General features: G+C 31.1%; 26 protein-coding genes. 3 read left to right on the top strand and 23 right to left on the bottom strand.

What is annotated here, in order from left to right:
• Positions 1-8: 8 nt before the first annotated feature.
• The 21 genes from galE to ABC371_RS14025 all read right to left on the bottom strand — a co-directional run bounded on the left by galE (position 9) and on the right by ABC371_RS14025 (position 22,029).
• Entirely contained in the window at positions 9-1,049 is a 1,041-nt protein-coding gene (galE, locus tag ABC371_RS14125; protein ID WP_412897372.1) for a UDP-glucose 4-epimerase GalE, read from the bottom strand.
• A gap of 280 nt (positions 1,050-1,329) precedes the next feature.
• A complete protein-coding gene (locus ABC371_RS14120) occupies positions 1,330-2,313 on the bottom strand; it encodes a glucosamine inositolphosphorylceramide transferase family protein (RefSeq protein ID WP_412897371.1) in 984 nt (327 codons plus the stop codon).
• Positions 2,314-2,390: 77 nt separating this feature from the next.
• Positions 2,391-3,965, bottom strand: coding sequence for a lipopolysaccharide biosynthesis protein (locus ABC371_RS14115; RefSeq protein WP_412897370.1), 1,575 nt, complete (start codon positions 3,963-3,965; stop codon positions 2,391-2,393).
• Between the two features lie 10 nt (positions 3,966-3,975).
• Positions 3,976-5,244, bottom strand: coding sequence for a peptidase (locus ABC371_RS14110; RefSeq protein WP_412897369.1), 1,269 nt, complete (start codon positions 5,242-5,244; stop codon positions 3,976-3,978).
• A gap of 46 nt (positions 5,245-5,290) precedes the next feature.
• Positions 5,291-6,262, bottom strand: coding sequence for a polysaccharide pyruvyl transferase family protein (locus ABC371_RS14105; protein ID WP_412897368.1), 972 nt, complete (start codon positions 6,260-6,262; stop codon positions 5,291-5,293).
• Positions 6,263-6,328: 66 nt separating this feature from the next.
• A complete protein-coding gene (locus ABC371_RS14100) occupies positions 6,329-7,534 on the bottom strand; it encodes a glycosyltransferase (RefSeq protein ID WP_412897367.1) in 1,206 nt (401 codons plus the stop codon).
• Positions 7,535-7,557: 23 nt separating this feature from the next.
• Positions 7,558-8,508, bottom strand: coding sequence for a glycosyltransferase family 8 protein (locus ABC371_RS14095; RefSeq protein ID WP_412899358.1), 951 nt, complete (start codon positions 8,506-8,508; stop codon positions 7,558-7,560).
• Between the two features lie 11 nt (positions 8,509-8,519).
• A complete protein-coding gene (locus tag ABC371_RS14090) occupies positions 8,520-9,266 on the bottom strand; it encodes a glycosyltransferase family 32 protein (protein WP_412897366.1) in 747 nt (248 codons plus the stop codon).
• Positions 9,267-9,292: 26 nt separating this feature from the next.
• A complete protein-coding gene (locus ABC371_RS14085; protein WP_412899357.1) occupies positions 9,293-10,405 on the bottom strand; it encodes a DegT/DnrJ/EryC1/StrS family aminotransferase in 1,113 nt (370 codons plus the stop codon).
• A 54-nt stretch (positions 10,406-10,459) separates the two neighbouring features.
• Positions 10,460-11,566 carry a glycosyltransferase family 1 protein gene (locus tag ABC371_RS14080; protein ID WP_412897365.1) on the bottom strand — a complete coding sequence of 369 codons (1,107 nt, stop codon included), beginning with the start codon at positions 11,564-11,566 and terminating at the stop codon, positions 10,460-10,462.
• 27 nt (positions 11,567-11,593) lie between these two features.
• Positions 11,594-12,661 carry an EpsG family protein gene (locus tag ABC371_RS14075; protein WP_412897364.1) on the bottom strand — a complete coding sequence of 356 codons (1,068 nt, stop codon included), beginning with the start codon at positions 12,659-12,661 and terminating at the stop codon, positions 11,594-11,596.
• A 65-nt stretch (positions 12,662-12,726) separates the two neighbouring features.
• Complete coding sequence (locus tag ABC371_RS14070; RefSeq protein ID WP_412897363.1) at positions 12,727-13,629, bottom strand: glycosyltransferase family 2 protein; 903 nt, start codon at positions 13,627-13,629, stop codon at positions 12,727-12,729.
• Between the two features lie 19 nt (positions 13,630-13,648).
• Complete coding sequence (locus tag ABC371_RS14065; protein ID WP_412897362.1) at positions 13,649-14,749, bottom strand: glycosyltransferase family 1 protein; 1,101 nt, start codon at positions 14,747-14,749, stop codon at positions 13,649-13,651.
• A 12-nt stretch (positions 14,750-14,761) separates the two neighbouring features.
• Positions 14,762-15,829 carry a glycosyltransferase gene (locus ABC371_RS14060; RefSeq protein ID WP_412897361.1) on the bottom strand — a complete coding sequence of 356 codons (1,068 nt, stop codon included), beginning with the start codon at positions 15,827-15,829 and terminating at the stop codon, positions 14,762-14,764.
• Positions 15,792-16,979 (bottom strand): glycosyltransferase family 4 protein, encoded by a 1,188-nt coding sequence (locus ABC371_RS14055; RefSeq protein ID WP_412897360.1) that lies wholly within the window; start codon positions 16,977-16,979, stop codon positions 15,792-15,794. Before ABC371_RS14055 ends, ABC371_RS14060 begins: the two co-directional genes overlap by 38 nt.
• Complete coding sequence (galU, locus tag ABC371_RS14050) at positions 16,976-17,854, bottom strand: UTP--glucose-1-phosphate uridylyltransferase GalU (protein ID WP_412897359.1); 879 nt, start codon at positions 17,852-17,854, stop codon at positions 16,976-16,978. The genes ABC371_RS14055 and galU overlap by 4 nt, the downstream gene beginning before the upstream one ends.
• Before the next feature lie 14 nt (positions 17,855-17,868).
• Positions 17,869-19,698: a polysaccharide biosynthesis protein gene (locus ABC371_RS14045; protein WP_412897358.1), complete on the bottom strand. Its 1,830-nt coding sequence runs from the start codon at positions 19,696-19,698 to the stop codon at positions 17,869-17,871.
• Positions 19,699-19,722: 24 nt separating this feature from the next.
• Positions 19,723-19,875: a hypothetical protein gene (locus ABC371_RS14040; protein ID WP_412897357.1), complete on the bottom strand. Its 153-nt coding sequence runs from the start codon at positions 19,873-19,875 to the stop codon at positions 19,723-19,725.
• Positions 19,876-20,123: 248 nt separating this feature from the next.
• On the bottom strand, positions 20,124-20,783 hold the full coding sequence (locus ABC371_RS14035) for a CpsD/CapB family tyrosine-protein kinase (protein ID WP_412897356.1): 660 nt from the start codon (positions 20,781-20,783) through the stop codon (positions 20,124-20,126).
• Positions 20,773-21,513, bottom strand: a complete 741-nt coding sequence (locus ABC371_RS14030) for a YveK family protein (protein ID WP_412897355.1) — start codon at positions 21,511-21,513, stop codon at positions 20,773-20,775. The genes ABC371_RS14035 and ABC371_RS14030 overlap by 11 nt, the downstream gene beginning before the upstream one ends.
• Positions 21,514-21,678: 165 nt before the next feature.
• Entirely contained in the window at positions 21,679-22,029 is a 351-nt protein-coding gene (locus ABC371_RS14025) for a helix-turn-helix domain-containing protein (protein WP_412897354.1), read from the bottom strand.
• 697 nt (positions 22,030-22,726) lie between these two features.
• On the opposite strand from ABC371_RS14025, the gene ABC371_RS14020 reads away from it, so the two are divergent.
• Together ABC371_RS14020 and ABC371_RS14015 are read left to right on the top strand one after the other, a co-directional pair.
• Positions 22,727-23,161, top strand: a complete 435-nt coding sequence (locus tag ABC371_RS14020; protein ID WP_412897353.1) for a helix-turn-helix domain-containing protein — start codon at positions 22,727-22,729, stop codon at positions 23,159-23,161.
• Entirely contained in the window at positions 23,106-23,231 is a 126-nt protein-coding gene (locus ABC371_RS14015) for an anti-repressor SinI family protein (RefSeq protein ID WP_412897352.1), read from the top strand. The genes ABC371_RS14020 and ABC371_RS14015 overlap by 56 nt, the downstream gene beginning before the upstream one ends.
• A 40-nt stretch (positions 23,232-23,271) precedes the next feature.
• Here the strand turns inward: ABC371_RS14015 and ABC371_RS14010 are convergent, their stop codons facing one another.
• Complete coding sequence (locus ABC371_RS14010; RefSeq protein ID WP_412897351.1) at positions 23,272-23,871, bottom strand: ligand-gated ion channel; 600 nt, start codon at positions 23,869-23,871, stop codon at positions 23,272-23,274.
• A gap of 101 nt (positions 23,872-23,972) precedes the next feature.
• Positions 23,973-24,587, bottom strand: a complete 615-nt coding sequence (locus tag ABC371_RS14005; protein WP_412897350.1) for a hypothetical protein — start codon at positions 24,585-24,587, stop codon at positions 23,973-23,975.
• A 106-nt stretch (positions 24,588-24,693) separates the two neighbouring features.
• Between ABC371_RS14005 and ABC371_RS14000 the strand changes: the two genes are divergently transcribed.
• Positions 24,694-25,038: a YqzG/YhdC family protein gene (locus ABC371_RS14000; protein WP_412897349.1), complete on the top strand. Its 345-nt coding sequence runs from the start codon at positions 24,694-24,696 to the stop codon at positions 25,036-25,038.
• Positions 25,039-25,049: the final 11 nt, after the last annotated feature.

Here is a 25,049-nt window from a genome sequence, read left to right as displayed (position 1 = left end):
ACTTATTCTCATTTAATATTATTAGATAATGATTCTTCTATTAAATATCCATTAGGATTGTTAATTTGCCAGTTCCATGCATCTAAAATCATTTCTTTGATATTTTTTTTTGCTTTCCAGTTTAATTCCTTTTCAGCTTTTGATGGGTCTGCAATACTAACTGCGATATCACCATCTCTTCGTCCAACAACTTTATATGGAATATTTACCCCAGTTGTTTTTTCAAAATAGTGAACCATATCCAGTACACTATATCCTGTACCAGTTCCAAGATTATAAGTGTTTACTCCTGTTTTACGATTTACACTTTCAAGAGCTTTAATGTGTCCAAGTGATAAATCTACAACATGTATATAGTCTCTTATACCTGTACCATCGTAAGTGTTATAATCATTACCCAATATATTTAATTTAGGTAATTTTCCTAAAGCAACATTTGTTATATAAGGCAAAAGATTATTAGGAATACCATTTGGGTCTTCACCAATCCTCCCACTTATATGGGCTCCAACTGGATTAAAGTATCGTAAAATCGCTATTCCCCATTTTGAGTTAGCATTAGATACATCATGCAGAATTTCCTCAATCATTAGCTTTGTTCTTCCGTATGGATTATTTGCTTTTATTGGTAGTTCTTCTGTTAAGGGTATACTTTCTTGTACACCATAAACGGTAGCAGAGGAACTAAAGACTAACTTATTGACCCCAAATTTCTCCATTACTTCACACAGATTCAAAGTACCTACTACGTTATTTTGAAAATATTTTATTGGTGCGGAAACAGATTCTCCAACAGATTTAAGTCCTGCAAAATGAATAACTGCATTAATTTCATTTTCAGAAAATATTTTTTCTAAATACTCCCTATCTCTAATATCCGCTTTATAAAATTTACATACTTTCCCTGTTAATTCATTAATTCTTCGTATTGATTCTAGTTTACTATTTGATAAATTATCTACTATAATAACCTCATACCCAGCATTTAGTAACTCAACACAGGTATGACTTCCTATGTACCCAGCCCCACCAGTAACTAATATTTTCATGTTTGTTACCTCCAATTCATTTTCAATCGAGTAGTAGGCTAATCATTAATTGATAAGCCTACCTCTCACACCACCGAAACTTTCGATTCCGTATACAGTGGGACAACATTGCCATAAGTTAACAGTTCCTACTGCCAAACCTGTAGTGGACTATCACCACCAAGTTAGCCCATACCGGCACAGCACAAAAAGGACTATGTATTATTAATACATAGCCCTTCAATTGTTTTAGCTTTTTTGTAATTATTAATTAATCAGGTGAAAATATAAAATAGTAATCTTATTTTAAAGCTTTCAATCTATAATTATTAAATTTTGCTATAATATTTTTTACTTTCCATATAATATAATTCCCTTCCTTAAATATATGACCATCTACTGCAATTAACCATTTGTTTTCTTCAATTTTAAGTTGGTCAATACTATGCATACCATCTTTTCTCCAATCATTAACCTTGCTAGAACCATAAAGATTTATTGAAACTTCCTCTTCTTCATATAAAGAAGTTGAAAGTTTTTTAATTTTAAATGCCCTTAATGCAAAACCATAATATGGTTGACCATCTTGAGCATACCTATAAATTTCGCCATTTTCTATTATTACTCTCCCCCCCGGTCTCGTTATATTATTATTTCCAGTTATTATTGGACTCATGGGATGTTCTATCCATTTTCCCTCTAAATTAGCAGAAGAAAAAAGATGTAACTTATTACTTGTACCTGCAAACATCCACCAATTGTTTTTATATTGAAAAATAGTAGGATCTACATATTTTCCTCTTAATAGTTCATGAACAATTTCCCATTCATGCGGGAAATTTTTAGCTTTATATAGTAATATACGGTCAGCTTCTATAGATTCCGGGATCATGTAAAAATTTTCATTAAATTTAAAGACATGTGGATAAGATAGATGAAAGGTTTCCCTAAGAACAATTTTTTCGTATTTCCATTTTTCTCCATTTTCACTTGTTGCTAATCCTATAACTCCTTTATTTGTTGATTTCTCTAAAACCTCAAAAAACAGATAATACCTTGAACCCTCTTTAATAATAAATGGATCTGCTACAAATTCAGCATTTATATCGGTTACATCGGAAGCCTTAAGAGTTGGTTTATTTATGCTGTTGTCCTGAAAAGGACTTGCAATAAAGCTTTCGGAATTAAATACTTTAATTGACCATTTAGCGATATTTATCTTTCTTTTCCAAATTAATATAAAAATAGATATGAAAATTATAACAACAATAGATATTATTATCACTTATTCGTCACCTCTTTCATTTGTTATACTTTAATTTTTATACTAGCCATTAAAAGCTAAATTTGATTTGAATTCACTTAAAGTTGTACCTTCTGAGTTTTTTTTGTGAATTTTCTTTTTCTTAGAATTTTTACCGAAATAACCTTTTTAAAGATCATAATAAAGATAGTTAATAGATACTGGAATTCATTTGTCTTTCTAAAAATTAAATAGAAAAGTAGATTCGGAATTAATATACATAAAAGACCTTGAATTACTAAATTCCAATAAGTTCCATTTGTGATGAAATTGCTTAGATAACTAGTTAAGATAAATGAAACAATTAATGTAGTAACATTGAAGAGGTATTGTAAAAAATAAACTTTTACAGACTTTTGAAAAATATACTTGAAAATAACATATGGATCATACCAAAAATATGTACATAGTCTACTAATTACTGTACCTAAAAGAACACCTGCAACACCCATATATTGAACAAGAAAAACTGAAACGGCGATATTTATTACAGCTGCATAAATAGGTCGGTATTTTCCAATTTTAAATAAACCTGTTGTTTCTCTATATGTTGTCGAAGCGTTTTGCATACCAGCTGTGAAGAAATTTAAAACAATAGCCATAACAATATATTGTTCAAATGTAAAGGACTCTCCTAACCATAAGGTTATAAAAGGATTAAATAACAATAGTAAGCTTATACTTATGAAACCATATATCCAAAAGTTAGCAAGATTAATAACACGAAAGATAAAGTATTTTTTTTCATTACTTTCTTCAACCACTAAATTACCGACGCTTGCTGTAATAGAATAAAATATATAACTTATTAAAGTTCCAATAGTACCCATAATTAATAAATAATTTGAATATATACCAACTGAACTTATTCCTATAAAAATTGAAATTATGATATTATCAGTTCCATCGATGACTATTGCACTTATTTTATATAGCATTTGCGCGTATAAATTTCCAAAAAATGATTTTTTATCTCCATCGGATAATTTCGCATTATTTTTCTCTCTTATATAGGGGTATAAATTGTTAGCTTTATTAACAATATATATATTCTCAATTATTCTTATAGATATTTGTGTAAAAAGTATTACAAGGTAATTACCGGTAATCAATAATAAAAAAATTACCGAAAAATTTAAAATTATGGTGAAAAGACTGTGTATTTTTGAGATAATAAAATTTTGTTGATCTGCAATTATAATTGATTGTTTATATACAAAGTAATAAGACATAACTGAATTTAGTAGAAACATAAGGTAAATTATATTAATATTACTTATCGTAGTCTGACCATTTATTAAATGGGGAATAAAAGGGAATAACATTAATCCAATAATTAGTACGATTAATCCTATCAAACTATATGCTTTTTTATACAGATTCATTAATGCTTGGATTTTATAATAATCCTTTTCAGCTAAAGGTTTATATAAACTATAGATCATGGTGGTATCGAAACCTAAGTTAGCTAACGAAAGCATTACTAATATACTAGTAAATAGTCCATCAATGCCTAAATATTCTATTCCCAGCTTATAAATAAAAATTGTTCTTACAATAAAACCCATTACCAAACTGATAATTTGACCAACCAGCCCAAAAAACATATTATTCAATGAATTTTTTATTCTCATATATTTACCTTCAAATGTTTTGTTGAAAAACTCCGAATAATTTTTCTCTTAACTTCCTCTCTAGTATAGGAAAAAAATTTGTTATCCTGTAGTTTAGCAATGACTTTTTACGTTCCGCATGAAAATCGTAATATAAAAACCATTCTAATAAATCCCGCTGTATGATTTTATCTGAATTTTCATTCATTCTTTTTCTAACTATATCCCATGCCATTATTTTAGAAGGGGTGAAAAATTTTACATTTTTCTTGAGAAATAACTTTACATGCTCTGATAGATTTTCTTGGATATTAAAACCAAAATCCAACGGGCTTTTTCCTTCTGCAACAATACCTAATATAGTTCTTAAACATTTTTCACAGTTACAGCAGTTATTATCGTTTTTGAAACAAACTCTAATATTAATATCCTTATTAATATTTGAAAAGTAATCAGTAACCAATTTAACTTTATCTTGTCTAGTGAGCTCATATGCGTCATGAAATACTCTTCCCGATGCATACTTGATTTCGTTATCTACACTTGGATCAGATGCACATGTAGCTTTATATCCTTGATGAAAAGAGCTTGCTATGTATATACAACTTACCTTCAAATTATATGTAACAGGAATAGCAGAAGAAATAATCGCAAGGCTGTGGTGTAAGCCGTGCCACCAACTGTCACCTAATTTCTTATTGAATTCACGATCAAGTTGTTCATAATTCAAAAAAGTTCCATAGTTAGATTGTATAAGTATATTCTTGAGGTTATTTTCAATCCCAAAATTAATAGCATTATTTTTATCTGCATTCCAAGATTCACTTTCGTTTAACTCTTCATTATGCCATCCATATTCGGTTATTAAAAAGGGATTTAAATTTTTATATCTTAAATAAGTTGCAAGTGCATCAAGGCCACCACTAAATAAAACTGCGGCCTCTTTCTTAGGCTTAAATTCATTTTCCACAATATTCCGAACGATTATTTCACCTTTAAACAGGACATTTGGATACATTTCTTGATAGGCATTTTTTATGTTATCAAGACATTCATAAAACGTTTTATCCAATGATTCTATCTCTAATTTTGAATTAGTGATCCATATCAAGGGTATTACATTTGAGACAAATGGAATAGCCAAAATACTTTTATTTGTTTTAGAAATATCAAAATTGTAATCAATAAATAAATGGTTCCTTGGTTTGAAATACTTTTGTAACTCTCCTTCTATATTAAAAAAATAATCAATTCTATTTCTATTAACAATTATTTCACTAAGGTTAATTCGTCTTTTCATTGTTATTCCCTCGTATTTTAATATTTTGAATAAAAATATAATTAGGCTAAATTTTAAATTGACTTATCCATTTATTAATATTGTCGTAATTTACATTTACATTTGTGATAATCTCTGAGTTTATCATCTTGTCTAGATTAGTAAGATCATTTCGTTCTATTGTATTAAGATTATAAGATTCATTCATTCCTCTGGCTCGTTCATCAATTGCAATAATAATAGACCTTTTTTTATGGCGCATAGCAAAGATTCCCCCGTGCAGTCTAGTACCAATGTAGTCTACTTCTGAATTCAGAATACTTTCGTAATTTTCTATAGTGGGTGGCACAACTTTTATATTTTTTGTATTATTAAATTGATTAAAATAATTTAAATCGTGATCTCCTTGTATCCAAAAATATATGTTTTTATAGTTCTTCTTTAATATGTCTATTAACAATTGGTCTTGTTTGTGTGGTCCTTCAGGATTACTTGTTAATGTAAAAATAACCGATTCCGCTTTTTGTATGGGAATATCTTTACAGAATTCTGGCGTAAGAGACCATAATGTTGCACAACCAGTATTAATAGCCCTAAAACCCATTTCCTCTAAGATGCGTTTTGTCCTTTCATCTCTAACACTATGATAGTATTTATGCGAAAGAACTTTATTATATAGTGCTTTAGTATATCTATTTACTTTATTTCCTTGTCCTGCCCCAACCCCAACTAATATACTCCCTTCTAGCGGTCCATAATTGAATATATTTATATTCCATTGAGGGAAATGGGTTAACATATCCATTGTAAGTAAATTAGATCCACCAACAAATTTGTATTTAGAGTTCTTAAAAGATTTTACCTTATTTGAACCACGAGCTACTTGATACCAGTGAAAGGATGATACGTGTGTTGGTAACGTATAAACATATGCATTTTTGGTTATTTCGGAAAGATGATATCTAACACATTTCATTATTATGTCGTCACCTTTGTTATCCGACCCCACAGATGTATCTAACAATAATACATTCTCCATAAAACCCTCCAAATTGAAAATGAATTTTTATTAATTTACACATAAAAACCTAGTATTCTATCGAATCTAGGCAGTTAACATAATTTTTAAAAGTGAATAGATTTTATTTATTTCACCTCTGTTGCTATAATCAGTATTTAAAGTTTTTAAAATAAGTTTTTCTCTTAAGTCCTTGTTATCAATTATTTTCCTTATTCCTTCTACTATCCCATCTATTCCAATTGAAGTTATTATCCCATCTATTCCATCACAAACCTGACTATTTGATGTTGGATATCTAGTAATAACTACAGGTTTCCCAAGAATTTGAGCTTCTCTAACTGTTACTGCCTTGCCTTCGTACCTTGATGGCTGACAATAGACATCACATTCCTTTATATAGGGATATGGGTTTACTTTTTTACCAAGTAAAATGAAGTTCTCGCCAATTTCATTATCCTTTATTAATTGCTTTATATATTTTTCATCCCCGCCATAGCCAACTATATACCATCTTAGTTTATAACCTAAATCAACTAATTTTTTACAAGCAATTACTGCTAAATCGAACCCTTTTGCTTCACTGAATCTTCCAACTGAACAAATTTTTATTGTTCCATCATCTGGCATTTCATCCTTGATATTATAGTTGGATTGCTCTCTTACAAACTCCGCTGATAATATATTCTCTATAACAATTGATTTATGTCTTAAACTAGGAAAAACTTTTAAAAACGAATCTTCGCAGTCTTTAGAAACATTTACAATATAGTCTAATTTTCCCCACATTTTTTCATCAATCTTTCTATCTGGATTTACAATTGTAAAGTAATCCGTGTGATTCCACCCAATTTTTATATCTGCATCTACTTTATCAAGGATAAAATTATGTGGACCAAGAAAACTAATAGCTAAATCATACTTTTTTTCTAATTTGGGGAGTTTTGGCATAGAAAGTTCCCAAGTATATTGCATTTGTTTATAGGTACAGTTAGATTTATTTAGACTAGCATATTTAGCTATGACTTTAGCCAATATCCTCATACACCCTAAATAGTAATGACCTTCTTTTAATACATCTTTAATTGGTCTTTCAAAAGTTGTGTACTCTGTAATACTACGCAGGAGATTTATTTTTTTTGGAACTAATCCTAAGAACTCTCCTTCTTGTCTATATAAAAATAAATCTATGTCAAATAAGGTACTATCAAAACTTTCTAATAATCCTATCAGACTTCTTTCTGCACCACCAATATTCATAGAGTACATACTGATTAATACACTTTTCTTCATATATTTCTCCTATATTACTAATTTTATTTAAATATAAAGTTTGTGATATTGTTTGCTACTTTAAAAGGAAAATAATTGAACATAAAAGCCACAATTTTTTCTCCTAATTTCCTTTGATCCTTAAGCAATTGAGTTTCCTTCCATGGTGACATCTTTAAATATTTTTGGTATAAATAATTAAAAGGGTGTTTACAACCTTTTATCCATGGCCTATTAACAAATGCAGGAGTAAAATGAATTATTACAGGTTTATCCTTAGCTTCTTTTAGCTCAGAAACGTTATAACAATATTCTTTCATTCCATAGTAAATGAAAATCTCATTTCTATTCATTGTGAAAAATATTGTCATTGCATTATACTTTGGCGGAAGTACTAAAATTTTTTCTTTTAATGTCCCGTTTAATACTCCTTGATCATGGTGAAAGACATTACCTTGGCGGTCACTTATAAATTTTATAAATTTTTGTTCAATGTTATTTTCTCTCCACTTTTTTAGATTGATTAAGAGTACCCCAGAATTTATATAAATATTTTCTGTACTCATATTAATACTAAATTTTGTTAAGTCACTTACTGTATCTGCTACGCCAGCAACATAATAATTTTTAATATTATATTTCCACAAATCACTTAAGGAATCATTTATAATCGAGTCACAATCTAAATATAGTATCTTATTAATATTTGAATCTATAAAACTTGATAAAAACAATCTTGCGTAAGCATTTATGGAAATTGAGTTATTAATATTCAGCTTAAGTTGATTTAGAATTATATTAAAGTTAATAAAATGAATTGCCCTATTGTACCTTATACAAATTGACTTTAGTTTTTTCTTATTTATATTTGTAATATTATTTTCAATTAGAAAAACTGTTATTTGTTCAAATTCCAAATTATTTTCAAATAAAGAAATAAGTGATACTCCTACATGCTGTGCATAATTATCATCTGTAGAGTAGACCACATTCATTTTCAATATAATTAACCTCCATATTTATTCGGTAATATTTCCCTTAACCTTTGAACATTATTTCCTCCAATTAAACTTGATAACATTTTTTTTATTAAGGTTTTAATTCTTGTACTAAATGGTAGCCAACTTTTATAAAAATAATGAATTGTATAAGTACTTCTTGAAATTCGTTTCGTACAATTAATATAGTCATACGGGGAAAAATATTCTTGAGGATAGAAAGCTCCTATGTTTTTAATTTCTTGATATTCCCCATTCATTAATAATCCTTGTTGTTTAAGGATTTCTGTTACAGTTGCCACGTTTGTAATTTCATCACCGTTTTCATTCTTTAACTTTTTTTCTTTGTATGATTCTAAGAACGCTCTAATTATTTCATTTCCTTTAACTGCACCTATTGTACTGGTTGCTATATAATTCCCCTCCTCAAACCCCCAGAAAGAATCATGATTTAATAAGTCATCAAAAGGTTTTAATACTTCAACATCCGTATCTAAGTAAATGCCACCAAAGTTGAATAATACAAAAACTCTTACATAATCACTTACAAAAGCATACCTCTTTAATTCGTATGCTTCTTTTACATACGGATTACTATTTAAGTCAAAATTACTTTCATTCCATTCAATAATTTCATACTCACTTAAATACTTTTTCCAACTAGATATACACTTTTTTACTATTCTTGGTTTTTCCTTCCCACCAAACCAACAATAGTGTATTATCTTAGGAATACTTGTATTATTAGACGACAATACTGTTCCCCCTCAATTTAGGGTATCTAAACCTTTATTTTCATAGATTGTTTAAGAACTTGAATGACTCTATCTTGATCTTCTTCGCTCATATTTGAACCAGAAGGAAGACATATACCTGAATTGAACAACTTATCGCTAACACTAATCGTACCATGCGAAAAATATTTATATCCTCTAAAGAGTGGTTGCAAATGTAACGGTTTCCAAACAGGGCGTACTTCAATATTTTTTTCATCAAATGTCTTTAATAGGGTATCAATATTTATACCCATTTCATCTTCATTAATAGTTAATACTGTTAGCCAATAGTTAGAACGTGTACTATCTGTTTCTTTTAAAATTTCAAGCCCTTTAATATGACCCAGTTCTATACTGTATTTTTCATGTATCCTTCTTTTGCTGCTAATTCGATCATCTAAAACTTCAAGTTGCCCCCTTCCAATACCCGCTAAAACATTGCTCATTCGGTAATTATAGCCCATAATACTATGTTGATAATGTCTCGCATTATCTCTTGCTTGTGTTGCTAGAAACCGTGCTTTCATTAATAAATTCGTGTCATCTGAAACTATCATTCCACCACCGGAGGTTGTAATAATTTTATTGCCGTTGAATGACAAAATTCCAAACTTACCTAAAGTACCGCTATTTCTCCCTTTATATATTGTTCCTAGTGATTCAGCAGCATCTTCTATTACTGGAACACCATAAAAATTACAAATCTCTAAAATGTCATCCATTTTGGCACTTTGTCCATATAAGTTAACAACTATTACTGCTTTAGGTAACTTACCATTATATAGGGAATCTTTTAATGCTTTTTCTAGAGCGATAGGTGACATATTCCATGTTTCTGGTTCTGAATCAATAAAAACCGGCTGAGCCTTTTGGTAAAGAATGGGATTTGCGCTTGCAACAAAAGTTAGGCTTGAACAAAAAACTGTATCTCCAAAATCAACTTCTAATAAAGAAAGAGCCAAATGTATCGCAGCAGTTCCTGAACTAACAGCTACAGCACCTTTGACTCCTAAGTAATTAGATATCTCATTTTCGAAAGCATCAACATTTGGACCTAGTGGAGCAATCCAATTACTTTCAAAAGCATTTTTTATATATTTTTGCTCTTTCCCACTCATATGAGGTGGTGACAAATATACCCTCGATAAGCTATCCAAATTAATCCCCCTTAATTAATTTAAAATCCCATATATTTTCAACATTTGTGCTGATACACTTTGAATATCATAGCCTTTACTCATAAATGCATCTTTTATTTTTATATAATCATTTAATTTTTGATTATTCTCTGTTATGGCACTAATCCATTTTTCCTCGTTATTAAGTGGTATAAATTTTATTAAATCAAGTCCCAGGTCTACAGCTCTAGGAATATTATTAGAAAGAACACATGGAAGACCTTTAGCTTGGGCTTCTAGAGCTACAATTGGCATCCCTTCAAATAAAGAAGGCAGTACTAAAACATCAAAAACATCCATAATACTTGCAACATCACTTCGATTTCCAGTAAATTTAACAAATTTAGTAAGGCCTTTTAATTCTAATAATGATTTGAGATCATCTTTAAGTGGTCCATCTCCAACAATAACAACAATTGAATTCTTTTTGTTTTCAAGAACTTTTTCTAAAATGTTTATAATAAAAACAGGGTTTTTTACCTCTACAAGTCTACCTACAAATCCTATCACATACATATCTTCTGATATTGAAAGTTCATTTCGAATGAAGTGTAGATGTTTAACATTCTTTCTAGTGAACTTTTCTAAATCTAGACCATTATTAATTATTGGTACATTTTTCCTGAATAAAAATTCCCCAGCTTTAACATTACACGCAAGATGATCGGTAGAAAATAAATTTATATTAAAACGCATAATACTTTGGAATGCTATTCGAACATATTGGTTACCTCCCTCATCTTTTGAACTGTGTGCATGTGAAACGCGTTTTTTTATTCCAGCCAAATATGCTGCAAACATTACAACTCCAGAATTAAACATAGCATGTGAGTGAATAACATGAGGATTTATTTCTTTCAATACTTTCACCAAAGTTATTATATAATTTAAAATCCCAACTTCTTTACGCCCTTTAATTCTGTATATTTTACCTCCTAATGCTAATACCTCATCATCATAATGGGCTTTTTCTTCTTCGTGAATTAGAAAAATAAATTCAAACTTTTCTCTATCGATGTTACGAAATAAACTCATAACGAAAGTTTCAGTACCACCACACCATAAACCACCTAATACATGTAATACTTTTATTTTTTTCATATGTTCAACCTTCCATTAAATAACGTATTAAAATTCAATATAATCACTTCTATAAACCATTCCCAAACCAATCACTTGTTCAAAATAAAAATATATAAAGTAGCATACTAAAATTGCATAATAAATAAACTTTTGGCCCCTTTTATTAATTACCTTAATAATCCAAGACATCAGAATTAAATTATATATTCCAAAATAAATACCAAATCGGGCGAATATCCAATTTTGTGTGGCAACAATCATAAATATCAAACTTAATAATGACAAATTTACTATATAATCACTATTCGGAAAGATTTGCCTAAGTTTTTCTCTCCCAACAAAAGCAATAATTAATGGTGCTGAATTAACCAAAACTCTTAGTACATTTGCACCTTCGCCATCAAAATCACTATATTGTCCATACTGTGTATCTTCAATAACTGTAAAAAGAAGTTCAGTAAATTGGTTAAAACTCAATACTATAAAAATTGCAGAAATTAGTAATACAATTGTAATCTTTGTCCATGCTTTCCTTCTAATTATGAAATAAATAGGAATCATAATAAGTGCACTTTTATGTATAGTTGCTGAGAAGATTACCACTAAAAAATACTTCCACCATTCACCGCTTAATATATATTTTGTAGAAAGAAAAATTATTGAAGCTGCAAGATATTGTCTTATTCCGTTCATTGAAACTAAGAACATCCCAGAGGTAATATAAACGTACAAACTTAAATCTATCAACCTTGAATATTTATACAATGTTACACCAATAAATAAATTAGTTAATAGTGCAGTAAAAAAAACTAGAATCTGTGAATCGTCAGATAACTTTTGCAAAAGAATTTGATAAATATGAAATCCGAAATCCCCTGAATAGTCAATATTTTTCCAATCAAATTTATTCATCTCATAAGAATGCATATATGCAGATGTATCGCCAACGTTATTTCTTAATCCTGAAATTATAATCAATATTATTATCGCAATCGAAAATAGTAATAAGTTGTGTTTAATGTTATTTGGTTGGTCAAGTGAGGATTTGGAAAAATATCTAGAAAAATAAGATAATATATAAACACTGAAAAGGTTTATCCAAAAAACTGCCATTATAGAATATCCTTTCTTATTCAACCATATTAAAAAAAATTTATTCTGCCTTAAATTAAAGTTTTCTAATCTTCCTTTAACACTGTCGACTTGTTTGTATTTAAAATATAGATATATAGCATTATTCCAAAAGGAATAGTTAAGAACGTGGTAAATTTACAAGGTGAATCAACTAAAAATTTATAGTTTTTAATTAAGATATTACTCGAAACATAATGAATAGATTCCCGAAATCTATCCTTATAAGTAGGGGCATTTTTCATGGCGACTTTTCTAAAAAAGGAAAAACCACGAGGATTTTTCTTATATTGATGTATTATATTCATGCTTGACCCATCATTTAGGTACTCAACATGACAAAGTATTTCATTTAAAGTAAGTAAAGGAAATCTTTGGTCTATAAGAATATATTTATAGCTTAATGGACAATACTTTTCCCCTGGAAATATCGGGTATGGTGGTGCTTCTTTAGTTAACTTAGAACGATAAACCAGTTTTTTATCACCTCGAACTTTATATAAGCCATATAAATTAGAAAGAGTAGATTCATTAATAAATTCTGGTAATTTCGTCCCAATAATCTCTCCTTTTCTATTAGCATCTAATCCTACTATACCGGCATATTTATCACTACCATGTTTTTTCCAGTAAGAAACAATTTTTGCAACTGCATCTTCAGGCATATAATCGTCGGAATCTATACATACATTTAATTCTGTATCTATTAATTTATAGGCAGTATTATGGGCACCGTGCATTCCTTGGTTTTCTTGGTAGTAATAACGAATTGGAACTAAGTTTTCAGAAATCCAATTATCAACAAGTTCATTTGTATTATCAGTCGATCCATCATCAATTATTAACCATGTAAAGTCTTTACAAGTTTGCCTTTTTAAACTTTCATAGCATAAATGAAGTGTATATGCTCTATTAAAAGTTGGTGTAAAGATTGTTAATGTAGGAGCCAAGATTTATTCCTCCAATTTTTCACTTTGCATAATTCAAATAATAATTTGTTAACCATTTAGACATGGTTGAAGTGTCATATCCTTTTTCACTTATATTATTTCTCGTATCTTCACGATCATATGTTGCTTTGATAATTTTCCCTGCCCATTTTCCAGATGATTCCTCTAAGCTTATAAACTCAACTCTACCTGTAATATCTGACTCTTTGGTGATTGAATCTGAGGCAAAACACCTTAAACCAGCAGCTTGTGCTTCAATCAAAACCACTGGTAAACCTTCAAATAAGGAGGGGAAGAGAAATACATCGAATGCTTGCATAAGTTTTGATATATCATTTCTAACACCTAAAAACCTCACAGAATTACTTAATCCTAATTTTTGCACCTTTTTTTCCATCAATGTTCGCAAATTTCCATCGCCAGCTAATAATAGTATTGAATTTGGTTTTCTTTTAATTATTTCTTGAAAAATATCTATAATAAAAGTATGATTTTTTTGTTTATTAAATCTTCCTATATGTCCTATTATTATTTGGTCTTCTAAATTTAACTCCTTTCTCACTTTCTTTCTTACATTTATGTCAAATTTAAATTCGTTTGCATTTACTGCATTATTTAAGATAGTAATTTTCTTTGGTATTTTTTTACCAAATAGCCAATTTCCGGCATTTTTAGAGCAAGCAAAATAATCACTTGGATTATCTTTCATATTAAAACGAGCATAAAGCCGAAAAGGAAGTTTTAAGTCTATTCCTAAATCACTCAAATGACTATGTGCGATTCTCCCCGGAACCCCAGCTTTTTTTGCAGCTTTTAATACAAAACTACTATTTTCATTAATGTGGGAATGAACTATTTTGTACTCATTATGAAGCAAGAAGAATTCATCAAGTAGTTTAAAATACTTCCTATAGTTTCCTGGCCTAATTTGTGGCATTCGATAAATCCGTCCACCTAACGCTAGAATTTCCTTATCATAATGTCCTTCCTCCTCACGATGGACCAGAAAATCAAATTGTATTTTATCTCGATTAATATGACGATAATAGTTCATTAGCATCGTTTCTAAACCACCACGGTTCATGATCGTAACTACTTGTAATATTCTAATTGGCTTCAAAAATATATCCTCCTATCTTACAACCTTCCGTAATATATCGATTGCTGAGACCATAAAGTAAAATCCCAAAGTAAAACGTATTTTTGCAAAATAAAAAAATACCTTCCATAAAGGTGAAAAGTACTTTAAGTCAAATGAATTGAATGATTGTTTAATTTTATAATCATTTAAAATTGAATGCAGATTTTTATTTTTCGCAATAAAAGATTCCTTGTTTCCTTTACTGACAGTATTAAGACCAATACCCAATGTATTGAGACAGATTCTATTATTTAATGCCTCGTGGAAGATATAATCCGTATTTTTCTCAATCAAAAAAGCCTCCATTTTAGTATAGAGTGTTTTAAATTGTTTTAGTAATTCTGGCTTATAAACTGTTGTAACTGAAGTATCATTTGCTCGCCAATAATGATAAAAGGGTTTGTTTAAAAAAATAAAAGAGTTTGCGTAAAAGGTAGCTTCAATATTAAATAATGTATCCTCATTACTGCCAATTTCTTTTAAATCCTGGAAACATATATTATTTTCCTTAATGATTTCCGACTTATATAGTTTTGACCAAACAGTCCCCCATGCGTCGAGTAATTCTGGATTTGCTATTTCTTCTTGTAATGGCCCGACTAAACGTCTTGTTATATTTTCTTTTACTTCTTCACCGAAATACAATACCTTTTCGGGAACATTGTAGACCTTTTGTTTTGAATGGTTTCCAAACTCCCGCATATACGAACACATTACTATATCAATATTCTCTTTAGAAGCTACACTATACATAGATTCATACATATCTCGATCGACCCAATCATCTGGATCAACGAATCCTATGTACTGACCATTTGCTATACTTATTCCTTTATTTCGCGCCGATGATACACCACCATTTGGTTTTGACACCACAGAGATACGGTTATCTTTCTTTGCATAATTTTTTAAAATCTCTAAACTTCTATCTGTTGACCCATCGTCTACTGCAATTACATCAAAATCTGTAAATGTTTGAGATAAAAGACTGTTTAAACATCTTTCAAGGTACCTTTCCATATTATAAATAGGCACGATTATACTGATTTTGGGTTTCATCAATATCCTCCTGCATGTATCTACTATAAATCCCAATCAACTGATCTAGCACACTTTCAACGCCATATTTATTTTCCATTATAGCTCTACTTGCCTTACCAAGTTTATTTCGAATATACTCATTCGTTCCTAATTCCTTTAGCTTGACAGAAAATGTCTCAATGTCATTTTGGTCAACTATCCATCCATTCTCATGGTTGTAGACCAGTTCTTTATGTCCTCTGTTTTCAATTGCAACAACAGGTAATCCACAGGCCATTGCTTCCATTACATTTACCGGTAATCCTTCCCGTAAGCTAGATGCTACAGCGATATCACTCATCTTTAGTAATAATTCAATATCGTTTCGGAAGCCTAAAAATTGAACCATACCAAATACTCCCAATTCCAAGGATAAATCTTTACATTCCTGTAATAATGGACCTTCACCAGCTAATAAAAGCCGTGCATTTGGGATGTCTTTTTTTATTTTTGCTAAGGCTTGGATGAGTAGTTTCTGGTTTTTGTTTTTGTTAAATTCCGCCGCATAAAACATAATGAAATGATTAGGATTGTATTCATTTACACGCCTCAGTACATTTCGTCGAATTGAATCCACTGGTTTGTACTTATCAAGATCTACCCCTACCCCATGTACATGATCGATAAATCCTGCTTTAAAATGGTGTCTTCTGGCAAGCTCATTGTCCTCGGAATTTATCGTTATAAGACAGTCTGTATTTGAAGCTAATATTCTTTCAATTGGATAATATAATACCCAATTAACTAGTGGGGATCCCTTACAAAAATGAAAACCGTGTGCTGTGTAAATCACTTTTGTTCCATTTTTTCGTGCTTGTCGTGCAGCTAGTCGGCCAAGTACGCCCCCCATTGGTGTATGACAATGAATGATATTGTAGTTATTTTCATTAATTATTGCCTTTAACTCTTTGAACACCCCAATATTTTTAACATTAACTGGTGATCGCTGGATTGGGATATTGTATTTTTTCGAAACAAAAGGAAGTTCAAGATTGCCATTAGCAGCAATATGAACTTCCCAGCCTTGTTCTTTAAACCATTTTAAATATGGTAAATGAAAGCTTTTGAAATGATAATCGACCGTAGCAACAAATAACACCTTCTTTTTTGTGCCTTCGTTCATATTCATTTCACCAACTCTTTATTCATGATATCCTTTAGATAATCGAGAAGCTCTACTTTTAGGTCCTCTCTTTTTAACGCAAATTCCAGCGTTGTTTGAATAAACCCCAACTTCTCCCCAACATCATATCGCGTTCCCTCAAAGTCGTATGCATAAACAGCTTCAAACTGATTCAAACCAGCAATTGCATCGGTCAATTGAATTTCTCCACCCGCTCCCGGCTGTTGATTTTCAAGGATTTCAAAGATTCTAGGATTTAGAATATAGCGCCCCATGATTGCTAAATTTGAAGGTGCATCTTCTTGACTTGGCTTTTCAACAAGATGATTCACACTATAAAAACGTTCACCATGTTGGTTTCCATCGACAATTCCATAACGATGAACCTCTTTTTCTGGAACTGTTTGAACCCCTAGGATTGATGCATTGTAGCGCTCATATTGCTCAATCATCTGTTTCAAGCATGGTTTTTCTGCTGATACAATATCGTCACCTAGTAAAACAGCAAACGGTTCATTTCCGATAAACTTACGCGCACACCAGATTGCATGACCTAATCCTTTTGGTTCTTTTTGACGGATATAGTGAATATCAACTAGTTTTGATGCCTTTTGCACCTCATCTAACAGCTCAAACTTTCCTTTATCGAAAAGGTTTTGTTCGAGCTCAAATGAGTGATCAAAGTGATCCTCTATTGCACGTTTTCCTTTTCCTGTAACAATAATGATATCTTCAATTCCTGATTCGACTGCTTCCTCAATGATATATTGAATTGTCGGTTTATCGACAATTGGGAGCATTTCTTTTGGCATTGCTTTTGTTGCTGGAAGAAATCTTGTTCCTAGACCAGCAGCTGGTATGATTGCTTTTCTTACCTTCATTTCTTTACTCTCCTTTAACCTTGAATGGACATTAATCGTTTTTGAGGGAGTGGCGTTCTATTTGCCAAGCTTACTAGCTGCTCCCGGATCTCTTGCTTTGTTAAACTGCTAAAGGTTGAAATTATTTTTTCAATTTCTTCTATATAAAGCTCTGCTGTTTTTCCTACATATATATTTGGATAAACCTGCGTGTCATGGACTTCATTGTCCTTCAATAGTTCTTCAAACAGTTTCTCACCAGGTCTCATTCCTGAGAACTCTATTCCGATTTCATCAACAGAATATCCTGATAGTTTTATTAAATTTTTCGCTAAATCAACAATCTTAACGGGATCCCCCATATCAAGAACAAAAATTTCTCCACCTTGTGCCAAAGCACCTGCCTGAATGACTAACCTTGATGCTTCTGGAATGGTCATGAAATACCGAACCATTTCCGGATGGGTTACTGTTACTGGCCCACCTTTAGTAATTTGTCTTTTAAAAAGAGGGATAACACTCCCACGACTACCTAACACATTTCCAAAACGAACTGCAACAAATTTTGTTTTACTTCTTTGCCCCATATTTTGAACGATCATTTCAGCTAGTTTTTTTGTCGCTCCCATCACACTTGTTGGGTTAACTGCTTTATCAGTTGAAACCATTACAAATGTATGTACACCACACCAGTCAGCAGCTTCAGCCACATTTTTTGTTCCAATGATGTTGTTTTTAATGGCTTCTTCCGGATTCCTCTCCATTAGTGGTACATGCTTATGTGCTGCCGCGTGATAAACAACATCAGGTTGATAGGTACTCATCACGTCCAACATTTTTTGTTTATCTTGAACATCTGCAATCTCAGTTGTTATGGTTATTTTTTTATCTTGATCGGTTTCATTTAATTCAAGCTCGATTGTATAAATACTGTTTTCACCATGTCCTAGTAAAATAAGCTGTTTTGGTTTAAACTTCGCTACCTGTCTACAAATCTCTGAACCTATTGAACCTCCTGCTCCAGTCACAAGAACCACCTTATTGGTTATATAGTCAGAAATACTCTCCGTATCAAGCTCGACAGGATGCCTTCCTAATAGGTCTTCCACCTGCACATCTCTGAACTGATTAACTGCTACCTTACCGGTAATTAAGTCTTCAAGCATAGGAAGAATTTGTGTTTTGGCTTTTGTTTTTGCACATTCCTGAAAAATATTATTAAGTTCTTTTTTATTTAGTGAAGGAATTGCAATAATGATATTTGCAATATTTTTTTCTCTTACTACTTCCTCGATACTTTCAATTCCACCTAACACTGGAATACCCAATATATCAAGATTTTGTTTCTTCACATTATCGTCTATAAATCCAATTGGTATGAGTTCGGATTCATTGTTATTTTTGATTTGTCTCACTACCATTGTGCCTGCTGCACCCGCTCCTATAATAAGTGTTCGATTGCGATGATCATTCTTTTTTATATAGGTGTCACGATAGATTCTCCAGCAAAATCTTGTTCCTCCTATGAATAACACGAGGAGCATCCAGGTAACAGTAAGAAAACGAGTATAAATCTCATGATTCAAAACAAATTGCATGATGGCTGCTAATATTACTGTAGCCGTAACGGACTTTGCAATGATGACTAGTTCGCCAATACTTGCATATTCCCAAGCTTTTTTATATAGCTTGAATTGGTGTGCAAAAATATGATGACTAATTAAAAATGACATATAAATGAAAACAGTTAACAATGTAAAAACTGAAAACCTAGCATCTACTAAAAAGTGGCTAAAAAAGATACACGATAGCACGATAATTGAATCAATAAAAATAAATAATGAAATTCTCTGTCGATACGTCAATTTCTCTCCTCCTTTCTTACCACATTAATCCTTTAATTTTTCTAGTATATATGACCGCCTTTTTATTGCACTTTCTATAATCCGCTTGATTTCCGCTAATTGTTCCTTGTTTGCTTCTTGTTTTATATATCTAATTGCTTTCTTTATTGATTTCGGATAATGATTAATTTCACGCAATTTGCACACTCCTTTAAAATTACTATCTTACCTATATGATTTTTCACAAAAACACATAGGTAAAATATAATTTAAAATGGGCATCTAACCCGCCCTCACACCACACTATCGACGACTTGCGTCTAAGGTTGTTAACCCACAGCATGACCGAGTGCCTCCGATTTATAGTGGTAAGGAGACATCACCAATTAATATCGAAAATTAAGAACGTCATTTTCTTTATAACGAACAAAAAAATAAAAATTATTTTATTTAATACTATTTATGACCACTCCAATTATTCTAGCCTTTGCTATTTCTAATAACCTTTTTGTTTCAATTGCTTTATTTGTTTCTGTCTTTCCACTTTTAATAACTAGTACTACACCATCACATAAATTTGAAAGTATTTTTGTATCTGATGATTTTAAGATTGGAGGTGAGTCAATTAGTACAATATCATATTTATTTACAACCATTTTAAGTAAATCAAACATTGCCCTTGAACCAATTAATTCAGAAGAATTATAGGATAATTGTCCACTTGTTAATAACTCTAATCTAGCGATTTCAGTTTTTACAATCGTTTCCTCAAGTGAAAGAGTTCCCTTTAATATATCAGTTAGACCGAATGAATTATTTATATTAAATGCGGTATGTATAGATGGGTTTTTCAAATTTGAATCAATTAATAAAACACGCTCCTTTTGTTGTGCAAGTGATATAGCAAGGTTTATAGATGTAATCGATTTCCCTTCTTTAATTTCAGGTGAGGTAACTAAAATAGATTGATTTTTTTTAATACCATTAATAAATTGTATATTAGTACGAATTGTTCTATATTGTTCAGATATATATGAATCAGGATATAAATGTGTTGCTAACATTTTCCTTTTTCCAACTTTATTTTTTTGCAAATTATGAATCAATTGTTTCACCCTTTAATTTAATTTTATTTAGTTTTATTTTTTTCCTTAGTGTATTTTTTTTATTAATTTTTGAAACACTACCTAATACTGGAATTCCAAGAATTGACTGGATTTCTTCATCAGTTTTAAGTGTATTATCAAGAGATTCCAATAAGAATATAAAGCCTACACCAACCACAATGCCAACAATGATCCCTAATATTAATGTTCTTAACTTGTTATCATTTATAGGAAAGGGTTCAACTTTTGCATTAGACAAAATTGTAACTCCATTAAAATCTAGTATTGTAGCAATTTCACGTTTGAAGACAGTAGCTGTACTATTTGCAATATTTGCTGCCATTTTTGGATTAGTATCAACAACATTTATTTTTATTACTTGAGAACCATCGATACTGTCAACTTTAATTTGTCCTGCTAATCCTTCAGGTGATTTATTTAAGTTAAGCTCTTCTATAACACCTTCTAAAACTGCTGGATCTCTGATAATAACTTGTAGGGTTCTGATATAGTCGGGTTGGGCATCAAGTATTATTCTAGTTGATGAATTGTAGAGTAGTGTATGAAAATTACTTAAATAAAAGTATCCCCCCATAATTGCGATTATAGAAAAAACTACAATTACCCAAAATCTATTCCTTATTATTAAAAATATATGCTTTATATCTATTTCCTTTGTTGAAATTTGTTCTAAAGAATTATAATTGTTAATATTTTTATTAGTTCTCACAAATCCACCTACTTTATATTTTTCACGTTTAAAATTTTCTTTATTAAGAACTTCTATTCGATAAAAAATTTCGAATTGTTCAATTCGGAAAACTATAACTATATCCCTATTTTAGTTCTCCATAAAGAACATGTCAACTAATTTTTGGTAAATTCGAACTACTTTTCACTTTAGTGTATTATAGCTTTTTATCTTTGCTATTGTGTCTGCCATTGCTTTTAATTCTTCAAAAGTAACATTCTTACTTTTCATTTCTTGTGATAACATAAACCAATCCATATCCATCGCAACCCTATTGTTTGGATCCTTACTGTCTACATCAAAAAAATAAGAGATATCAACCTTATAATAGTTTGTGAGCCTTTCTAGAAACTCGACAGTTGGCTTACGAATACCCCTTTCAATTTTGGAAAGATTACTGTAATTAAAGTCAATTTCTTCTCCTAATTCCTTCAAGGTATGACCGTGTTGGAGTCTCAACGTCTTAATTTGAACACCGATATGCTTTTTTCCCATAGATAATATAAATCTCCTTACATTTGTATGTGCACTTACGTTCTTAATAAAGTACATATTTGAACTATAGCATGATTTGACTTTTTGAACAATAGAATATTATTAAATATTTAATATATATGATACAAAAATTCACGCATTCCATTTTCATTATTAAGAACCCTGAAAAAATAACATTTCAAATAGGATTCCCTTAATGTCAATAATGGTCATAGGAAATCCTTGGTAATAAGCAAATTTTATATGTATTTTTCTATTACGGTATTTGAACGACCCTGTATTTTGATATCAGTAAAAGTAAAGCTTTTGAAGCTATCGGCTTCAGCATCCCTTGCTTTAAGACCAGACAAATCTTTTTGGCATACAGGACACAGCCACTTTCCGATATTAGTAGCACTGAAGGATGACCTGAAACATCTATCACAAGTTTTTTTATACATAGATCAAAGTCCTTTCATAGTAGCAATTTTTAAAGATGTCCTTTTTTGTTCTTTATAAGAGATTTTTTTCAAAGTATAGCCCATTAGTACTAACTTTTAAAAATATCAAAATCAGCGGTATTTTCTTAATAAAGAACATTTATCGCTTGTTATCTTACTATTTCTCCGTTTTACGTACTATTTTATAACTTTATAAAGAATTAATTGTTTCTTATAATGAACATATTAAGAAATCTTAAATAATGAGGAGAAGGTAGATGATCGGTGAGAGAATTAGGCTATTAAGGAGGAAGAAACGATATTCAATAACTGAGCTCGCAAAACGTGCTGGTGTTTCAAAATCTTATTTAAGTTACATAGAGCGTGATGTTCAAAAGAATCCTTCTCTACAGTTTATAACTAAAATAGCTGAGACGCTAGATACAAGTGTGGAGTTTTTATTAGGTAAGGAAGAAAAAAGTACAGCTTACTCAGATGACATGTTAGATAATGAGTGGACTACCCTGTTACAAAAAGCGGTTGATGAAGGACTAAGTAAAGAGGATTTTCGTGAATTTCAAAACTTTGTACGATTCCGGAATTGGCAAAATCAACAAGAGGACAGAATGAAAAGTTCGACTAAAAGTGGGGGAAATCATGATACTGAACAAAACAATGAATCTAGATCCAGAATGGATAAAGCTGTTGATTGAAGCAAAGAAACTTGGCCTTACCATCGAAGAGGTACAAGCTTTCTTTCATGGAAAATTAAAGTCATATTGAAAAGAAAAAGCGACCCACCACGGGTCGCTTTCACTATTAATTAATCTGTCTTCTCCACCGCCGACAACACCAATCCCCGCTCATTTTCCTCCGCCTTATATGTAACATTGTTTAGTGTAGCGGTTCCGTTGATTTTTTTATCCTTGTCACGAAGGAGGCCTAACTTATATGTGACTTTTCCGATGTCCTGGTCTTTGACAGCCTCTTCTGTGTTTGTTACTGCAACCAATAAGAAGAAGGCAGCGATTGTGTCCTCATATTTGTCTAAGGTTGTATTGAGGTTATCTGCTTCTTGGTCTTTTTTCACGATTGATAATCGAATGACCTCATTGGTTGTTTCATTTACAATTCCTTCGAGAATCATTCCATCATTAACATCGTGTTTAAACTCTCCATTTCTTATAGTTATTTGGTCAATTTTATCGGAATCGTTCATTACTGCTTGAGCTTCATTCCAATTTTTTACGAGGTCATCTGTTGTGAACCCTAATGAGCCTAGGTTGATTATTTTATCTTCCACTTGTTGAATTTTTGTTTCAGCTTCGTCTTTTTTTTCTTTAGCTTTGTCATCACCCTTACAGCTAACAAGTAGGGATACACTTAATAGGATAATCAACATAAAAAATAGTTGTTTCCGCATGATCTTTCCTCCCATTACATCATTCCACATAATGATAATATGTGCGTTTGCTGGACATATCATACAGCACGTAAAAAAAGCGACCCAAAACGGATCGCTTCTCATTGGTAATCTTCTTTTATGCTAATCATCGCTTTTATGACAAATACTTCATCACTATCTTTAATTGTATCCTTTATCACTTCATCTTCTAGTCCAATTCTAACACCATTTCCATCATTCCTTGCGATTAATGCTAAGGTAATTGGTTTTTCTGCTTCTAGTTTTATTGTATCGTCTACCCATGTTTGACCCATTCCTAAATTTTCTTTATATAGTAATGACTCAAATGTTGATATCGCGGTTCCATCAGCTACGGAGTAAGTCCAACGTGAATAGGTAGTAGAATCATCTATCTTGAAGTCCAGTTTTGAAGCGGCTACTGTCATTTTTTCACTCGTACCGGTTGCACCCTTTAAGAGATCTTCTTGTTTTTCCCCATTCTTATAATGTTCAATCCAAAGATGAATCATTTTGATGTCTTCGTTTTTTATATCAAGGTCGTACATTAACAATGTATCAAAACCGAGTGAACTAATAATTTGTGTATTCCTTTCATTTTGTTTGACTGGAGTAAGCACACCATCTTTTGGATTTTTGGCAGCATATTCCGTACTACATGCAAACAAAGTAAGTAAAACAAAAACACAAATAAAGTTTTTTAATGGCCTTCTCATCAACACTCCCCCTTTTTTCATAATACATAATACCATACATTCCCATTTCATCTGCATAATTTTACCGTTTAGATGGGAAATCTAAGTGTAAAGCGAGGTGTTTGTCATGTTACGGAAAATATTGATTGGGTGCTGTTTAAGTTTGTTGTTATCCCCTACTGTTTTTCTCTTGAATGATTCCTCCATTACTACAGCCGAATCTAAAAAACCGGTACCTGAATATGCAAAATGGGGAAGGCTCGCGATGGAAGAAACACAAAAACGATACCCATCTGCCCAAATTGTAGATTATTTACATGTTGGAAGATATAAGAAAAATGGCATGTATGTAGAACGTTTTAAGCTTTGGTTAAAACAAGATAATCGAGAGTTCGGTGTTCTTGTAAATATCACCTTTGAACCAGATACGGAGAGAGTAAAAAACATCACCGTTGTAGAAACGGATCGTTAAAATTACATATT

Origin of the sequence: Bacillus jepli (assembly GCF_047238305.1) — a bacterium.
GTDB lineage: Bacteria > Bacillota > Bacilli > Bacillales > Bacillaceae_L > Ferdinandcohnia.
The sequence above is the reverse complement of the archived record's forward strand: the minus strand, read 5'-3'. Positions and strand labels throughout refer to the sequence as shown.

What these genes read in the sequence shown, in the direction of transcription:
- galE (WP_412897372.1), bottom strand. Translation starts at nt 1,049, where the DNA reads ATGAAAATATTAGTTACTGGTGGGGCTGGGTACATAGGAAGTCATACC.
- ABC371_RS14115 (WP_412897370.1), bottom strand. Translation starts at nt 3,965, where the DNA reads ATGAGAATAAAAAATTCATTGAATAATATGTTTTTTGGGCTGGTTGGT.
- ABC371_RS14110 (WP_412897369.1), bottom strand. Translation starts at nt 5,244, where the DNA reads ATGAAAAGACGAATTAACCTTAGTGAAATAATTGTTAATAGAAATAGA.
- ABC371_RS14105 (WP_412897368.1), bottom strand. Translation starts at nt 6,262, where the DNA reads ATGGAGAATGTATTATTGTTAGATACATCTGTGGGGTCGGATAACAAA.
- ABC371_RS14100 (WP_412897367.1), bottom strand. Translation starts at nt 7,534, where the DNA reads ATGAAGAAAAGTGTATTAATCAGTATGTACTCTATGAATATTGGTGGT.
- ABC371_RS14095 (WP_412899358.1), bottom strand. Translation starts at nt 8,508, where the DNA reads ATGAATGTGGTCTACTCTACAGATGATAATTATGCACAGCATGTAGGA.
- ABC371_RS14085 (WP_412899357.1), bottom strand. Translation starts at nt 10,405, where the DNA reads ATGAGTGGGAAAGAGCAAAAATATATAAAAAATGCTTTTGAAAGTAAT.
- ABC371_RS14080 (WP_412897365.1), bottom strand. Translation starts at nt 11,566, where the DNA reads ATGAAAAAAATAAAAGTATTACATGTATTAGGTGGTTTATGGTGTGGT.
- ABC371_RS14075 (WP_412897364.1), bottom strand. Translation starts at nt 12,661, where the DNA reads ATGGCAGTTTTTTGGATAAACCTTTTCAGTGTTTATATATTATCTTAT.
- ABC371_RS14060 (WP_412897361.1), bottom strand. Translation starts at nt 15,829, where the DNA reads ATGAAACCCAAAATCAGTATAATCGTGCCTATTTATAATATGGAAAGG.
- ABC371_RS14055 (WP_412897360.1), bottom strand. Translation starts at nt 16,979, where the DNA reads ATGAATATGAACGAAGGCACAAAAAAGAAGGTGTTATTTGTTGCTACG.
- galU (WP_412897359.1), bottom strand. Translation starts at nt 17,854, where the DNA reads ATGAAGGTAAGAAAAGCAATCATACCAGCTGCTGGTCTAGGAACAAGA.
- ABC371_RS14025 (WP_412897354.1), bottom strand. Translation starts at nt 22,029, where the DNA reads ATGGGAAAAAAGCATATCGGTGTTCAAATTAAGACGTTGAGACTCCAA.
- ABC371_RS14020 (WP_412897353.1), top strand. Translation starts at nt 22,727, where the DNA reads ATGATCGGTGAGAGAATTAGGCTATTAAGGAGGAAGAAACGATATTCA.
- ABC371_RS14015 (WP_412897352.1), top strand. Translation starts at nt 23,106, where the DNA reads ATGATACTGAACAAAACAATGAATCTAGATCCAGAATGGATAAAGCTG.
- ABC371_RS14010 (WP_412897351.1), bottom strand. Translation starts at nt 23,871, where the DNA reads ATGCGGAAACAACTATTTTTTATGTTGATTATCCTATTAAGTGTATCC.
- ABC371_RS14005 (WP_412897350.1), bottom strand. Translation starts at nt 24,587, where the DNA reads ATGAGAAGGCCATTAAAAAACTTTATTTGTGTTTTTGTTTTACTTACT.
- ABC371_RS14000 (WP_412897349.1), top strand. Translation starts at nt 24,694, where the DNA reads ATGTTACGGAAAATATTGATTGGGTGCTGTTTAAGTTTGTTGTTATCC.